This is a genomic window from Ensifer sp. NPDC090286 (assembly GCF_044769565.1).
GTDB lineage: Bacteria > Pseudomonadota > Alphaproteobacteria > Rhizobiales > Rhizobiaceae > Ensifer.
In genome coordinates this window covers 100722-116300 of record NZ_JBIVYF010000004.1, presented here as the reverse complement: position 1 = coordinate 116300, position 15579 = coordinate 100722, and the positions used below count along the sequence as shown (strand labels likewise).

Below are 15579 nucleotides of genomic sequence, written 5' to 3'. Positions count from 1 at the left end.
GTCCGCCGTTAGAAGCGGTCGACGCGATAGGGGCGCATGTCGATGGGCGGGGTGACGCCGGTAATCAGGTCTCCCATCAGCCGTGCGGTCGTCGCTGCATAGGTGACACCCAGATGGCCGTGGCCGGTGGCGTAGAAGACGCCAGGCGTCTTCGCCGAAGCGGACATCACTGGCACGGTATCCGGGAAAGCCGGGCGGTGGCCCATCCACTCGGAAAAGTCCTCGCATTGCAGGTTTGGCAATGCCGTCTGCGCCCGACGAACAGTGATCTTCGAGCGGCGATAATCGGGCGCGGCATCGAGACCTGCCATCTCAACCGTGCCGCCAACCCGAATGCCCCCGGCTGTTGGTGTCACCATAAAGGCGCGCGCGGGCCAAATGATCGAATGGCGCATCGAAATGCCTGGTGCCATGATTTGTGTGTGATAGCCGCGTTCGGTTTCGAGCGGCATGGGCTCTCCGAGCGCCTTAGAGAGACGAGCGCTATAGGCCCCCGCGGCCACCACGACTTCATCGGCAGCAATCGGGTCGCCCGCGACCAGACGAACGCCGGTGACCCGGTCGGAGCGGTCAAAACCGCCAACCGCTCCGCGGCGGATTTCGCCCCCAAGGGCGGTGAACCGCTGCGCCAGGCTGGTTACCAGGCGGAACGGGTCGCGCAGGCTGCGGTTGTGGGGAAAGAGGACGGCAAGGCCAATACTATCTGATAGTTCCGGTTCGAGCTCCCGCGCCTGCGAACCTGTCAGACGCCGGTGCGGAAAGCCGAAGCGTTCCAGAATATCGATATGCTCGCGGTCTGTGTGGAACTCTGCTTCGTTGCTGTAAAGCGAAAGGCAGCCCTCTTCCGTCAGCTCACCTTCCAGACCCGTTTCCCGCAGCAGAGGCAGAAGGTCATCGTACACCCGCTTGCAAAGCGCTGCGCCGTCGGCCTCAAGCTGACGCAGCTTGCCGGGTCGTGACGCGGCGACAAAGCGCGCAAACCATGGAATAAGCTTCGGCATGTAGGCAGGGCGAACACGCACCGGCCCTTCGGGATCGAGCATCCAGCCTGGGATCTGCTTCCAGATCGACGGGCGAGAGGCCGGCATGAATTCCGTCACGGCAATCGAGGCCATGTTTCCATAGGATGCGCCGCGCCCAACCTCGCCCTTGTCGAGCAAAACGACTTGTCGCCCGCGCTTTTGCAGCTCGTAGGCGACGGCCGTGCCGATGATCCCTGCGCCGACAACCACGGTAGTCATGAGTGTCCTTGCTCCAATTGAGATTCAAGTTCGGCCGGGCGCCGCTTGCGCCCGGCCATTGCGGCTTACCAATTCAGGATCGGTTCCATGGCAGCACGGAATTCGGCCTTTTCCTCAATCGTGAGCGAACCGAGCGGTGACCGGCATTCGCCGACCGGCAGACCCTGCAACTCGCAGCCATACTTGATCTTCTGTACGAACTTGCCGGATTCGAGGATGTTCATCGCCCGGTAGAGGGTCTTCATCATCTCGCGGGCCTTGCCAAGGTCGCCCGACTTGTAGGCTCGGTCCAGATCGCAGCAGGCCTTGGCCATGCAGTTGGACGGACCGCAAATCCAGCTTTCTGCGCCCCAAAACATGAAATCCAGCGCAATGTCGTCCGAGCCGCTGACCAGCTGGATCTTGCCTTCGTATCGGCTGGCAATGTGGATTGCGCGCTGAAGCACGCCCGAGCTTTCCTTGATGCCGATGACGCGTGGGTTATCGGCAAAATTATCCATGAGTTCGAAGCTGATGTCGGACCCGTCTTTGGCGGGATAGCTGTAGAGCACCAGGTTGACGTCGACGGCGGCCAGGACAGTCTCGTAGTGCCTGATGAGTTCTTCCTGCGTTGGACGGGTATAGAAGGGCGGAGCGAGAAGAACGGTGTCGTAGCCAATCTCCCTGGCCATCGCCGTTTGTTCGATCACTTCACGGGTCGCCGACGCGTTGGTGCCGGCGATGAGGATTTCACCGGGCTTGGCAAAATCCTTGACGAACTGGAGCACGTCGCGGCGCTCTTCCGTCGATTGGCTGAAATATTCCCCGGTGGACCCGTTCGGCACCCAGCCGGTCACTCCAGCTTCGCGCAGATGGACAAGCAGCTTTTCAAAGGCCTTAAAATCGATCTGACCGTTGGCATCGAAGGGGGTAACGAGGGCGGGCATGACGCCTGTGAGTTTCATTGGATTCTCCATTCGGGTTTCGTGGGGCGGCGGCTCAGACAGCCAGCCGCTTGAGGATGCGTTGTTCGATGATCGTGACAGCACGCGTCAGCGGGAAGGCGATGACGAAGTAGATGAGAGCGACGACAGTCAGCACCTCGATGGGGCGAGCCGTGTTGTTGGAAATGTTCTGGCCGACGAACATCAGATCCGCCATGCCGACAGCCGAAACGAGCGCGCTTTCCTTGAACAGGCTGACGCAGTTCGACAGCAGCGTCGGTGCGGCTCGCAACACGGCTTGCGGCAACACAACGCTGGTTGTGCGTGCCCAGGGTGACAAGCCCAGCGCCACGCAGGCGTCCAGTTGCTCGCGGCCAACGGACTTGAGCGATGCACGGAAGGTCTCGCTGCTGATCGCGCCCATATAGAGCGTTAAAGCGATGATCCCGGATGCCATGTTGGAAAGTTCAACGCCGAGGATCAGCGGCAGGCAATAGAAGATCCAGAACAGCTGAACGAGCACGGGCGTGCCGCGAAAGAACTCTACGTAAACACCGGATACGCCGCGCAGGATCGAACTTTTCGATGTCCGGGCAAGCGCCAGCAGGAAGCCGAGTACGCAACCGAGCACGATGCAGATCAGCGTCAACTTGAGCGTGGTCCAAAGGCCGAGAAGGAGGGCCTCCTGGAACTTGAGCACGATGGCAAAATTGAAGGTCATGGGTCCGTATCCTCAGCTTGCCAAGGCTTCGCGGCGGCGTTCGAGATAGCCGACGATCTGGGAAACCGGGAACGAGACGGCGAAATAGAAGAGCGCGACGATGGTAAAGGTCTCGATCGGACGGTAGGTCTGCGTGGCCAAGGTTTTGCCCTGGTACATCAGGTCCTGAACTGCGACGATGGCGACCAAGGCGCTCTGCTGGAAGATGCCGATCCCGTTGGTGAGCAAGACCGGGATCGAGTTTCGCACGGCAGTCGGCAGCACGATGTAGAGGATACGCTGAAACGGCGTGAGGCCGAGGGCCACACCGGCATCCAGCTGTTCTCTTGGAACTGCCTGGATCGAGGCGCGGTAGGCTTCCGCGTTGAACGCCGCGAGGTTGAGACCGAGCGCCATGATGCCCATCGTGGTCGACCCGAGGAACACGTTGAACAGCATCGGGACGCAATAGAAGAACCAGACGATCTGAATGATCGCCGGCGTACAGCGGAAAAACTCGATGAAGAGCGTAATCGGCAGGCGGACTGCCGCCCAACGGCTCATGGCGAGCAACGCCAAGACGAAACCAAGACTAAGGCCGATCAGGTTGGCCGCAATGGTCAGTTGGATCGTGACGAAAAGGCCATCCCACAACGGTCCGAAGTTACGAACGACAGACGCGAAATCGAAGTTGTAATTCATGGTCCGTCCCTCAGTGTTTGATGTGGAAGACCCGTTCGATGAACTCTCGCGTGCGCTCTTCCTTGGGGGAGCCAAGCACCTGCTCGGGCGGACCGTCTTCGACGACGACGCCACCGGCACAGAAGATCACCCGAGACGCGATGTTCTTGGCAAACCACATATCGTGGGTCACGATGACCATCGGCATCTGCTGCTGGGCGAGCTGCAGGATCACCTGTTCGACCTCGGCCACAAGTTCCGGATCGAGCGCCGACGTGACTTCATCGAAAAGCATCAGCTTCGGATCGAGCATCAGGGCACGGGCAATGGCGACACGCTGTTTTTGACCGCCGGAGAGCTGTGCCGGATAGAAATTTGCCTTTTGTGCCAGACCGAACCGCGTGAGCAGCGCCATCGCCCTTGCCTGAGCTTCGGCCTTCTTCTCTCCCCTTACCTTCATAGGGGCGAGGATGAGGTTGCCGATGACATCGAGATGTGGAAACAGCGTGTAGTGCTGGAACACCATGCCGATCGAGCGTCGAACCTTTGCATCGATCGAAGTTTTGCCTTTGCCGTTCGCAGAGATATAGGGCTTGCCGCCGAAGGCGACGGCGCCACGATCAATCTGTTCAAGCCCCATCAACACCCTGAGAAGTGTGGACTTCCCACCACCGGAAGGGCCTATGACAACGACGCGGTCGCCCGCCTTCATCTGAATATCTAGGCCCTGCAGCACCTTCACGACGCCGCCGTAGCTCTTGTGCAGTCCTTCGATCTTAACCAGCGGAGCGGTATCCGACATCGTCCAAACTCTCCTCCTCGGGGACAGGGCACGGAGCCGCCCTCAAGGCGGCCCCGCCAGGGCCTAGTTGCCGGCCTTGAGTACGTCGTCCACGGCTTTCTTGATCAGCGCATCCACGTGGCCGGTCGCGACCCGCTCCTCGAGGAAGATGTTGACCACTTCGACGTCCGAGGCTGAAAGCTGAAGCGGCAGGCCGAAGGCGACACCCTGCTTTGCGAGCGCCGGCTTGGGGTTAAGAGCGACTGCCCAATCCGGGTTCGACTGGGTGAAAAGCTGGTTGGTATCGGAAGCGTCGACGAGAATATCAGCGCGTCGCGAAACGACCGCAAGGCGGGTCTCGTCGTTGGTCGGCAACCGCAGGATCGTCGCGGTCTTGACCGCAGCGGAGATCGCCTTGTCTTGGGCCGTTCCGGACATGACGGCGAGCGTAACGTCCGCCTTGTCGATATCGGCGACCGAAGCGGCGCCTGCCGGTATTTTCGGGTTTTCCTTATTGTAGGCGAGCGAGATCTGGTACTCCATTGCGGGAATGGAAAATTGCACGGCCATGGCGCGAGCCGGCGTGCGGTTCAATGCCAGCGACACATCCCATTTGCCTGCCTGAAGGCCCGCGACGATGTTGTCCCAGGTCGTATCAACGAACTCAGGCTTTACCTGCAGGGCGTCGGCGAATTCGCGGCACAGGTCGGCGAAGAACCCAGAGTATTCACCCGTTGCCGGATCACGCATCACATAGGGAGGAGCGACGGCGGCGCCGCAACGCAAGTTGCCGCTCTTCTGGACGCCTTGCCAGTATCCTTCCGCTGTCTGAGCCGCAGCGGTATTCGACAGCCCGACCATCAGGGCAAGCGTCGCCGTCGCCCGCAGCGCGGACGTCATCACATTCGAGAGCATGTGCATCTTCCCATGTTTTAGAGCGCTTGAAGCGCGGTTCCACCTGTCGGCTTTGGCCGTTCTTATGATGCTTTTCTTGTCGGCTCCGTGTCGACTGGAAAAATTATGTCGTCTCCGTGTCGACAAAGTCAAGCGGAAATTTTACGATTGCTGCGCCTCGGTTTTTCTGGCCCAATGGCCCTGAATTGCAGAAAGGGAGTTAAGTGTCTGACGAAGTTGAATCGAAGCGGGTGCGCGGCATGGGCTCGAAAAGCGTGTACGACACGCTACGCCATGAGATTTTGGCGCTCACCCTGCCGCCCGGTCAGCTGCTCGATGAAATGACGTTGGCCGAGCGGTTCGACATGTCGCGCTCACCGATACGCGAGGCGCTGATCCGGCTGGCGGGCGAAGAACTGGTCGTGACACTTTCCAACCGCAGCACCATTGTCGCACCCATCGAGGTGGCGAGCTTCCCGAAATATGTCGAAGCCTTGGACGTCGCGCAGCGTATGAACACGCGGCTGGCCGCCGCACTACGCACCGATGCTGATCTGAAGATCATCGCGAAGCGCCAGAAGGAATTCGAGACGGCGGTCAAGACCGGCCAGCACCTGAAGATGTCGGAGGCCAACAAGCAGTTCCATATGGCCGTCGCCTACGCCGGCAAGAATGCCTATCTGGCTTCGTTCTACGAGCGGCTACTCAACCAGGGCCAGCGCATGCTGCATCTTCACTTCGAGTATCTTGAGCGCACCGGCGACGGTTACCTGCTGACGGACGAACACGAGCTGATGCTGGAAGCGATCCGGGCCAAGAACGTCGAGCTTGCTGACGAACTCGCCCATGCTCATACCCGGCAGTTCCAGGACAATTTCATCGCGTTCCTGCGCGAAAATTACACGACCGACGTCTCCTTCGGTCCGCTTGCAGCTGCTGAATAAACATGCCCTTGCCCGAAAAAATTGGATTCATCGGAACCGGCACCATCACCGACGCCATGGTGCGCGGGCTGCTGGCAAAGCCGAGCGCGGCGTCTCAAGTTGTGGTGTCCGAGCGCAGCACGAAAGTTTCCAGCAGGCTCGCCGCCGATTTCCCGCAAGTAATCATCTCCGCAGATAATCAGGCGATCGTCGATGGCTGCGACGCGGTCGTGTTGGCCATTCGCCCGCAGATCGCTGAAGAGGCCACCCGCCCGTTGCGCTTCCGCGATGGTCAGAAGGTGATCAGCGTCGTCGCCGCGACGAGCCGGCCTGCACTGCTGGACTGGATCGGCGCGGATGTTTGCCTCTCGCAGGCGATCCCCCTACCTTTTGTCGCCCGCCGCAAGGGCGTCACGGCCGTCTATCCACCCGACGCGGATACAGCCGCCCTCTTCAACGTGCTCGGCAATGCTGTCGAATGCGAGACGAAGGCGGAATACGACCTCTTGGCCGCCGCAAGCGCCCTGATGGCCACCTATTTCGGCATCATGCACCGCACGACGGAATGGCTTGCGGAAAACGGTCTGCCGGAAGAAAAGGGCCGCGCTTATCTCGCTCCACTCTTTGCTGGTTTGTCAGACGTCGCGCTTCTTGCTGGCGGGGATAGCAAGTTCATCGAGATGAGCCGCGAGTTCGCCACCAAGGGCGGCTTGAACGAACAAGTGTTTCAGGATTTCGACACCTCGGGCGGGTCGGAGGCATTGAGGCGTGCGTTGGCTCGCGTGCTCGAGCGGATCACAAGATAAGGGACCTTTCCGGACGATACATTATGAAACTCCAGGCGCATATGAAGGAAACAAACACGGCACATTCGTCGCGTCGCCCTGCGTTAAACTTCCCGACCTGATTGGATCAATCGGTTGTTCGCCGTCCCTAGAAGTTGAAGCCTATAGTTCAATGGTTAGAGCCGTCGCATGCCTAAATGGTTGCAGGTTCGAGTCCTGCCAGGCCCCACCATTTGTTCTCACGTCACTCCTGTTAGCTGCGGCGCGGCTGGCGACAGCACCGACCTCCATTGGAAGGGTTCTCGAGATCTGACTTCAACGGGCAGTGAAACCATCTAGGAAGCTTTTCAGCAAACCCGGTAGCGCGGGTGAATGGCACGCTCGCGCCGCGCAGCGACACATCTGCCGATTACGACCCGGGCCTCGGATTTGCCTCCAAGGATCAGACCTCGACGCTTTCCTCACGGCTGAGCAGGGCCACAAGTCCGGCGCGTATATGGTCGATATGCGCATACATGAGCCGAGCTCCCTCCTCGAAGGCACCCTGTTCGCAAAGGCGCAGGAGTTCGGCATGCTCTGCGACGGCTCGCTCACGATCGCCTCGGATCGTAGACAACTGAATTCGGGTGTGCCGGTCGCACTCGACGAGCAAGTTGTGAACCGTCAGGACGACGCGTGGACTGTACGCGTAACGATAGAGGGTGAGATGAAACTCAGTGTTCAACTCGTTCCACGCCTCGATATCGAGCTTGTCAATTGACTCGGCGTAGCGCGTTTGGATCAGGTGCAGCACCTTGAGATCCTCTTTCGTCAGCAAGGGAGCCGACCGCTTGAACAGGAACGGTTCAAGGAGAAGCCGCATGTTGAACAGTTCCTCGATTTCCTCGGCTGTGAGCTTCACGACGATCGCCCCCCGATGCGGCAGGATCTTGAGCAGTCCCTCGCTTTCTAGCTGCACGAGAGCCTCCCGGATCGGGATGCGGCTCATGCCGAGATCACCAGCCAAACCGTCCTGCCGCAACTGGAAGCCTGGAGGATAACTGCCCGACAGGATCCGATTGCGAATTTCCTCGGCCGCGGCGGATGCCATTGTTTTGTGCTGGAGGCCTTTTCCGACTGCAGTCATATTCAGTTTCCCGATCGAATTTTGCCGCTGCCTATAGCGAGCACGTGATTTTATACAATATCCGCATCGACCTGCCACCGATGTCTGCAGCGTCTCCTCGCATATGCGCTCGCCGCCAGACTACCGAACGCCCTTGATTGCCGACAATCAATATTTTATACAATATACAATTGATGGAGGATCCAATGAAAATTGTCGGTATCGATGTGTTCAAATACCAGGTCGGCTATGCCCACGGCACCTACGTGATGTCCGGCAACCGCGTCGCGAGCGCCGAAGACGGCACGGTCGTGCGCATCCGCACAGACGAAGGGCTCATCGGCTGGGGCGAAATCACGACGCTCGGCAAGGTCTATCTGCCCACTTTTCCTGACGGCATCCGGACCGCCCTGAAGGATCTCGGCGAGGCGCTGATCGGTGCGGACCCGACCAACATTGGCAAGATCGCGCGTATTATGAACCGCACCCTGATGGGACAGGACTTCGCCAAGAGCCCGATCGACATCGCCTGCTGGGACATTCTCGGCAGGTCTGTTGATCGGCCGATTTCGGCTCTGATCGGCGGCGTCCTCAACGAGCGTTTCCCGATCTATGAAGCCGTGCCACTCGATCGTCCGGAGGCAATGGCGGAGTTTATCGGCGAACGCCGCCGCGCCGGCATCAACCGCTTCCAGCTGAAGGTCGGCAACAATCCGTTCGATGACATCGCCCGCACGCGGGCGAGCGTGGAAGCGGGCGATAGCGAAACGGTGATCGTCGCCGATTCCAACGGCGGCTGGTCGCTCGGCGCCGCCAAGCTGGCGCTGCAGGGAATGGCCGGTCTCCCCGTCTATGTCGAACAGCCCTGCCGCAGCACGGCCGACTGCATTCTCGCCCATCGCGGTTCGTCGGTTCCGCTGGTGCTCGACGAATCCATCGTCAACCCTGACGAGATCTACCGGGCGAAATACGAAGCCAATGCGGTTTCCATCAACCTGAAATTCGGAAAGCTCGGCGGCCTCACCAATGTGGTGAAGGCCCGCGATCTGCTCCAGGACCTGAACATGGCGGTGTCGGTCGAAGATATGTGGGGCGGCGATATCATCACCGCCGCGACCTCCCACGTCGCCGCAACCACGCGCCCGGAATCCCTGCTGATGACGCCGTTTTTTAATGATTGGACGGACGGGCATCTTGCGAACCATTCGCCGCGCTCGTCGGCAGGCTTCGGCTCCGCGCCGGCGACGCCGGGCCTCGGCATCGAGGTCGATGCGGCGCGGCTGGGAGAGCCTTTGTTCACCATTGGCACAAAATAGCCTCGCAGGCTCCGGCGTCGTCGACGGCGCCGCCGGAGCCGTAAGAAGCTTCTCGCCACGGGCAGAATCGTTCCAGCCGCTTGGGAAAGTCAGCGTTTCAGCCAAAGCGCTTTCGCCGCTTTTCAGTAGCGCAAAAAGGGGATTGTCTGCTTCTCGGCCGCGAGCGCCGGTGCCCGAGCGAAAAGGCGGCAAGGCGAATGCTAATCCCTGGTCTTGAAGAGATTCGAACTCGCGACCCGCGTCTAGGGGTACCAAAAGCTCAGTTAACCCGGGCGCCTTCGGCGGAAAACAGATGGATCTTCTGGTTCTTCGGCGAGAGGTATATCTGCTCATCAGGATTAAGGTCCACGCGGCGATGCAACACCAGCACGGCAGTCTGAGTGCCGACGCGCACCAGAAGATGGGTTTCGGCGCCGGTTGGCTCGACCGTAAGCACGGTCGCCGGGATACCAGTTTCAGCAAGCTCCAGGTCTTCGGGGCGAATGCCGTAGGTGCGGGCAGTCCCGCTGCCAACCGACGCCGGTAGTGGCAGGCAAACCCCGCCTGCAATGCAGAAGCCGCCATCGCTGACGGTTCCTTCGAAAAGGTTCATCGCGGGCGATCCTATGAAGGTGGCAACGAAGGTGTTGCCCGGGCGGTCGTAAAGGTCGAGCGGTCTGCCGATCTGCTCGATCCGACCGGCACGCATGACGACGATCTTGTCGGCCATGGTCATTGCCTCGATCTGATCGTGCGTGACATAGACGATGGTAGTGCCGAGGCGCCGGTGCAGTTCCTTGATCTCGCTGCGCATGGTCACACGCAACTTCGCGTCGAGGTTCGAGAGTGGCTCGTCGAACAGGAACACCTTGGGGTGACGCACGATGGCCCGCCCCATGGCGACGCGCTGGCGCTGGCCGCCGGAAAGCTGCTTTGGCAGGCGATCAAGCAATGGGTCGAGGGCGAGGATGCCGGCCGCCTCCTTCACCAGTTTATCGATCGTCGCCTTGTCGCGACCCTGGAGCTTCAGAGAGAAACCCATATTCTCCTTGACCGTCATGTGCGGATAGAGTGCGTAGCTCTGGAACACCATTGCGATGTCGCGCTCCTTCGGCGCAACGTCGTTGACGACGCGGCCGTCGATGCGGATTTCGCCACCGCTGATGTCCTCGAGGCCCGCCAGCATGCGCAGGAGTGTGGACTTGCCGCAGCCGGAAGGTCCGACGAGCGTGACGAATTCTCCGTCCTCGATGTCCACGGAAACGCCGTGAATGACGGAGGCCGCGCCGTACTGTTTCAGAACGCAATCGATCGCTACCGATGCCATTTTTCTTCCTCCTTCAAAGCTTGATTTGCCAGATTTTCGCGCCCATGACGGCGCCGGTCAGCCTTGCTGATCGCGCGGCGGCAAATCCCGGAATGCGCTTGGTGCCTGTCCAGCGGCCGTTGTCGGCAAAGACCTCGATCGAACCGGCGTCGAGGAAGATGCGAAGTTGCGAAGGCCTGGCGCCGGATGCGAGATATCGCGGTGGCGGTTTGCCGGTGCCGGCGTCGAAGACGATCGCAAGACCATCGCTGTCGAGCCTGACGCCAAGTTTGGTGTCCGGGTGCTCGAAAGCGAGCTCGAACGCCGCGCCGGGCTTGGGCAATGCGAGCACGATCTCAACCGCACCGTTTTCGAGTGGAACCGTTTCACCCGCGGCAAGGGCCGTTTCATCGAGCAACCTGTGGCGCAGGCTTTCGACCGCGACGACCGGTGGCGTCAACACGGCGTCCCCGTCGAGGAGTAGGCGACGCGGCAGGGTCAACGCCGTCGGGAAATCGTCCTTCTTGGAAAAATCCGTCCAGTTGGCGAGCCAGGCAATGCCGACCGGCTCATTACCGTCGACGAAGGCCTGGAAGGCGTAGGCGTCGGAGCCGAAATCCAGTTCCTGTTCGAACTCGGCCATGAACGCCCGGCCGTCGAAGCGGCCGACGGTGATAGAGGTTAGGTTGCGCCGACCGGTCGCCGGATCACGGCTCGTCAGCAGACCGAAGATCAGCGCCCAGCGGGTATCCGGATCTTCCGGCTTGCCGCCGACCGGCACCATGCAGGGGCATTCCGCCGCGGTCATGCCGAAACCGTCCTCGCGGTGGATGATGCCGAGGAAGGTCCAGCCCGTCGCGCCCTGCAGATCCGCCGTCTCGTAGAGCAGAACGACACCGCCCGATCGGTCACGACTGCCAAGCAGCATCTTCCAGCGGCCGTCCGGGCCCTTGAACACATAGGGATCGCGGAAATCCTTGGTGAGATTCAGATCTTCCGGACGGACCGGCAGGACCACCTCGGACCGGCCGGCGATGATGCCGTCGCGGCTGAGGGCGGAGAGCTGGATCTGCTCCTCCGGTTCCCGATCGCGAACGTGTTCGGTGTAGAAGACTCGGATATCATCTCCGTCCGGCCCGGAGACAGGGATGGCCGAACCGGAGAAGGCGCCGCCACGACCATCGTCGGTTTCCGAAAGATGGTCCGCCGGAAACAGGAACATCGGCAGATGCGTCCAGCGGACCAGATCCTTGGAGACAGCATGGCCCCAGTGCATGGTGTTCCAACGCAAGCCATGGGGATAGTGCTGATAGAAGAGATGGCCGAGGCCTTTGAAGCGGCCGAAGCCGTTTGGGTCGTTCATCCAGCCGAAGGGCGGACGGAAATGGTAGCCGCCGGCAACTTCAGGCGGCGCCGTGCGGACGTCGTGATGCAGGACGCGGATCCCCTCCTCCAGCACAGTCTGCGGGTGAAACGCATAGGCGACGGAGAGCGCGGTTGTTTCCGCATCATAGACAAGCACCGTGCGACCACCCGTTCCGAGCGTCACCGTGAAGAATTCGAATTCTTCCGCGCGCCGAGTGGTCGGGTCAGCGACATGCCCACGATCGACGGTGACCAAGAGCTTAGCCTCGCCGCCGGCCGTCCGCGCCTTCAGCCAGAGATGCAGCACTGTGCCTGCTGGAAGCTCGGCCTCAGCAATTTCGAGCGCTGAGCTCACGGGTCTTGTTTGGACAGTCATAGTCAACCTTTCACGGCGGAGCCGACGAACGAACTTACGAACCAGCGCTGGAAGGCGAGGTAGAGTATGAGGACGGGGATCATCATCAGCACGGACGCAGCCATGGCGCGGTCCCAGTAGATGCTGTCCTGTCCGAAGAAGGTGGCGATCGCGACCGAGATCGGTCGGGCATAGTCGGTCTGGGTGACGAGCGTCGGCCAGAGATACTGGTTCCAGCTCTCGATCCCCATCAGGATCGAAACGGTCGCAAGTGCCGGCAGGCTGAGCGGCATATAAATCGACCGGTAGATCCGAAACGCCGACGCCCCGTCCATCTCCGCAGCTTCGTAGAGTTCCTTCGGCAGTTGCGCGAAGAACTGGTAGAACAGGAAGACATAGAGCGGGCTTGCGACCCAAGGCAGGATCTGCACGGCGAACGTATCCGTCAATCCGGCGCGCGACATCATCACGACGAGCGGCATGATGATGCTTTCCTGCGGGATGACGTAGAGCGCAACGACGAGGGCGAGCAGGACCGCCTTTCCGCGAAGCGTCCCCCAAGCGAGCACGAAGCCGGCCATCGAATTGATGATCAGCCCGGATACGACGGTGACGACGAGGATCACCAGCGAATTGGCGAGATAGCGGCCATAGGCAAGTTCGCCTGAAAAGTTGGCGATTTCCCGGTAGTTCGACAGGGTCGGCTCGCTGACCCAGAAGGCACGGAAGCTGCCCATGTCCGCAAGGATGCGGAAGCGGTCATCCTTAAGGCTGGCGATCAGCAGCATGAAGAGCGGCGAGATCATTACCAGAGCGATGATGAAGATGCAGATGGTCTGGACGATACGCAGGCCCGTCTTGCTGTTGCCGCGGGGGATCGCCAGCGGGGCTGGCTGGCTGAGAACGAGATCAGACATCGAAGCGCCTCAGGAGTTTGCGCTGGAGAAGCGCGATCAGAAGAACGATGACGAAGAGAATGACGGAGACGGCGGATGCGTATCCGAGTTTCTGTTCCTCGAAGCCGGCGCGCACCATGTAGTGCACCACGGTCTCCGTGCTCTCCTTCGGTCCGCCCTGGGTAAGGATCGCAACCTGGGTGTAAAGCTTAAAGGCCTGGATCGTGGTGATGACCAGCACGAAGACATGGGTCGGACGCAGGCCCGGCATGGTGACGTGCCAGAAGCGGCGAAGCGCGCTCGCGCCGTCGATGCGGGCCGCGTCATAAAGCTCCTCCGGAATACCCTGCAGGCCCGCAAGATAGATGATCATCTGGAAGCCATAGGCCTGCCAGGCCGACAGCAACACGATCGAAAACATCGCCCATTCAGGGTCGCCCAGCCAGTCGATCGGCTGGATCATGCCACCGGACAGGAAACCGACGATCTGGTTGAGCGGACCACTCGGATACTGGAAAAGCGTGCCCCAGATTACGCAGACGACGACCATAGAGGTGATCGCCGGCAAGAAGAACATACCGCGCAGAACGTTCTGCATCGGCAGCTTCTGGTGCAGCAGCAGCGCCGTCAGAAATGCAAGACCGCACTGGACCGGCAGCACCCACACCGTGAAGCGCGTGACATTCCAGAGCGAGGTCCAGAACAGCGGGTCGGTGAAGACCCGCTGGAAATTCAGCAAGCCGACGAAACGCACCGGCGTCGGGCGCGGCACCAGCGGCTGATTGGTCATCGCCGTCCAAAAGGACAGAAGAAACGGCGTGATCAGGAAGACGGCAAGCAGCAGCACGGCCGGTGCGATCATTGCGACCTCCTGCCAGAACCGCTGCCGATCGCGCCGCCTGGCGGGGCGCGGCAGCGCGGCCGCGGACATCTGTTGCAAGGTCATGGTCTCCTCCTCATTTGCTCATCCTCCCAAGGTGGCGCGGGGCCGCCCAGCCAGGCGGCCCAGCAAAGGACGCCTATTGCTGCTCGTCGAAGGGCGGGTAGCCGGCGTTGTCCTCGATATCCTGGTCGATCTTCTTCGCCGCGGCCGTCAGCGCCTCCTGCACGTCGCCTCCGTTGAAGATCTTGTCGACCGCTTGCATGAAAGCCGAGGTGATCGTCGGATAGGCCGGGTGCGGCGGACGGGCGACGGCGGTCTTGGAGGCCTGCTCGAACGCAACGGCAAGCGGCCCGCCATCAGCGTAGAGCGGGGATTCCGCCGCGAAGCTCTTCAGACCGGGATACGCCGACTGGGTCTTCGCATAGTCGCGGTAATCCTTGTCCTTCAGAAGGAAGCTCAGGAATTTTCCGGCGGCTTCAGGGTTTTCGGAGGTCGCCGAGATGCCCCAGATCCAGGTGCCGTTCGGGCTGACGCCCTTGTCGCCGATCTTCGGCAGCGGCATGACGACGATATTGTCCTTCATCGCGGCGGCGGCTTCCGCGTAGAACCAGTGACCACCCATGGCGAGCGCTGCCGGCTGCCCCTCCGCATAGAACTGGTTGGTGCCGGACGACGTGGGAACGATCCAGCCGTTCTTTACCCACGTCTGCATCATCGTCAGCGCCTTGACGCAGGCTTCGCTGTCGAGCGTGCCGCTCGCCTTCCAGGCCTTGCGATCGATCAGGTCGCAGCCAGCGCTTTCAAGCAGCGGGCCGTAGGCATAGGTGATCCACTCGGTCTTGATGCCGTAGCCGCGGAACGTGTCGATCGGCCACTTCACGCCTTCGAGCTTGGAGAGCTTTTCGAGATAGCCTTCGAATTCCTCGCGCGTCCAGGCATCATCGACGGATTTCGGAATGCGTGCCCCGATGGCTTCAAGATACTTCTTGTTGCCGTAAAGCACGACCGAGGAGTCGGTAAGGCCGATCGCATAGAGATCCTTGTCGATCGGATAGGTGCCCTGGGCGATGTTCGAGCCGGTCATGTCGTCGAGCACATCCTTGTCGACAAGCGGCTTGATGGGCTGCAGGTAGCCCGACCAGACGTAGTTCGCCAGAAACGGCGCATCGAGTTCCATCACATCAGGCAACTGCTTGGCCATGACGGCGGCGCTGAACTTCTCATTATAGGCGTCGTGAGGCGCGTAGATCATCTCGACATCGATATCGGGATTGGCTTCCTCGAAGCGCTTGGCGACGTCGCCATAGGCCTTCACCCAACCTGGATCACCCTGGTGCATCACGTGGATGACGGATTTTGCCTCTGCAAAACCCCCACTCCACAAGAGTGCAGAAGACACGAAAAGCGCACCAAGTAAACGATTACCCAAATATGTCGTCATTGATC

General features: G+C 60.6%; 15 protein-coding genes. 3 read left to right on the top strand and 12 right to left on the bottom strand.

The features are described from left to right. Window positions 1-8: 8 nt before the first annotated feature. The 6 genes from ACIQUG_RS21085 to ACIQUG_RS21060 form a co-directional block, all read right to left on the bottom strand. Window positions 9-1241 (bottom strand): NAD(P)/FAD-dependent oxidoreductase, encoded by a 1233-nt coding sequence (locus ACIQUG_RS21085; RefSeq protein ID WP_402323880.1) that lies wholly within the window; start codon window positions 1239-1241, stop codon window positions 9-11. A gap of 65 nt (window positions 1242-1306) precedes the next feature. Next, on the bottom strand, window positions 1307-2185 hold the full coding sequence (gene dapA / locus ACIQUG_RS21080) for a 4-hydroxy-tetrahydrodipicolinate synthase (protein ID WP_402323878.1): 879 nt from the start codon (window positions 2183-2185) through the stop codon (window positions 1307-1309). 34 nt (window positions 2186-2219) lie between these two features. After that, window positions 2220-2885, bottom strand: a complete 666-nt coding sequence (locus ACIQUG_RS21075; protein ID WP_402323877.1) for an amino acid ABC transporter permease — start codon at window positions 2883-2885, stop codon at window positions 2220-2222. A gap of 12 nt (window positions 2886-2897) precedes the next feature. After that, complete coding sequence (locus tag ACIQUG_RS21070; RefSeq protein ID WP_402323876.1) at window positions 2898-3566, bottom strand: amino acid ABC transporter permease; 669 nt, start codon at window positions 3564-3566, stop codon at window positions 2898-2900. A gap of 10 nt (window positions 3567-3576) precedes the next feature. Further along, the gene (locus tag ACIQUG_RS21065; RefSeq protein ID WP_402323874.1) at window positions 3577-4347 is read right to left on the bottom strand and encodes an amino acid ABC transporter ATP-binding protein; all 771 of its coding nucleotides are present in this window, start codon (window positions 4345-4347) and stop codon (window positions 3577-3579) included. A 63-nt stretch (window positions 4348-4410) separates the two neighbouring features. After that, complete coding sequence (locus ACIQUG_RS21060) at window positions 4411-5241, bottom strand: substrate-binding periplasmic protein (RefSeq protein WP_402323873.1); 831 nt, start codon at window positions 5239-5241, stop codon at window positions 4411-4413. A 203-nt stretch (window positions 5242-5444) separates the two neighbouring features. Between ACIQUG_RS21060 and ACIQUG_RS21055 the strand changes: the two genes are divergently transcribed. Both ACIQUG_RS21055 and ACIQUG_RS21050 read left to right on the top strand, forming a co-directional pair. Next, window positions 5445-6164 carry a GntR family transcriptional regulator gene (locus ACIQUG_RS21055; RefSeq protein ID WP_402323872.1) on the top strand — a complete coding sequence of 240 codons (720 nt, stop codon included), beginning with the start codon at window positions 5445-5447 and terminating at the stop codon, window positions 6162-6164. A 2-nt stretch (window positions 6165-6166) separates the two neighbouring features. Next, window positions 6167-6949 carry a pyrroline-5-carboxylate reductase gene (locus ACIQUG_RS21050; protein ID WP_402323871.1) on the top strand — a complete coding sequence of 261 codons (783 nt, stop codon included), beginning with the start codon at window positions 6167-6169 and terminating at the stop codon, window positions 6947-6949. A 421-nt stretch (window positions 6950-7370) separates the two neighbouring features. Here ACIQUG_RS21050 and ACIQUG_RS21045 read toward each other — a convergent pair whose 3' ends face one another. After that, the gene (locus tag ACIQUG_RS21045; protein WP_402323869.1) at window positions 7371-8054 is read right to left on the bottom strand and encodes a GntR family transcriptional regulator; all 684 of its coding nucleotides are present in this window, start codon (window positions 8052-8054) and stop codon (window positions 7371-7373) included. A 185-nt stretch (window positions 8055-8239) separates the two neighbouring features. On the opposite strand from ACIQUG_RS21045, the gene ACIQUG_RS21040 reads away from it, so the two are divergent. Next, the gene (locus ACIQUG_RS21040) at window positions 8240-9349 is read left to right on the top strand and encodes a mandelate racemase/muconate lactonizing enzyme family protein (RefSeq protein WP_402323867.1); all 1110 of its coding nucleotides are present in this window, start codon (window positions 8240-8242) and stop codon (window positions 9347-9349) included. A 259-nt stretch (window positions 9350-9608) separates the two neighbouring features. On the opposite strand, the gene ACIQUG_RS21035 is transcribed toward ACIQUG_RS21040, so the two are convergent. The 5 genes from ACIQUG_RS21035 to ACIQUG_RS21015 form a co-directional block, all read right to left on the bottom strand. After that, window positions 9609-10655 (bottom strand): ABC transporter ATP-binding protein, encoded by a 1047-nt coding sequence (locus ACIQUG_RS21035; protein ID WP_402323865.1) that lies wholly within the window; start codon window positions 10653-10655, stop codon window positions 9609-9611. A 13-nt stretch (window positions 10656-10668) separates the two neighbouring features. Next, the gene (locus ACIQUG_RS21030) at window positions 10669-12375 is read right to left on the bottom strand and encodes a GH32 C-terminal domain-containing protein (protein WP_402323864.1); all 1707 of its coding nucleotides are present in this window, start codon (window positions 12373-12375) and stop codon (window positions 10669-10671) included. Between the two features lie 2 nt (window positions 12376-12377). After that, window positions 12378-13271: a carbohydrate ABC transporter permease gene (locus ACIQUG_RS21025; protein WP_402323861.1), complete on the bottom strand. Its 894-nt coding sequence runs from the start codon at window positions 13269-13271 to the stop codon at window positions 12378-12380. After that, on the bottom strand, window positions 13264-14196 hold the full coding sequence (locus tag ACIQUG_RS21020; protein ID WP_402323859.1) for a carbohydrate ABC transporter permease: 933 nt from the start codon (window positions 14194-14196) through the stop codon (window positions 13264-13266). Before ACIQUG_RS21020 ends, ACIQUG_RS21025 begins: the two co-directional genes overlap by 8 nt. 73 nt (window positions 14197-14269) lie before the next feature. Next, entirely contained in the window at window positions 14270-15562 is a 1293-nt protein-coding gene (locus tag ACIQUG_RS21015; RefSeq protein ID WP_402324604.1) for an ABC transporter substrate-binding protein, read from the bottom strand. Between the last annotated feature and the right edge of the window lie 17 nt (window positions 15563-15579).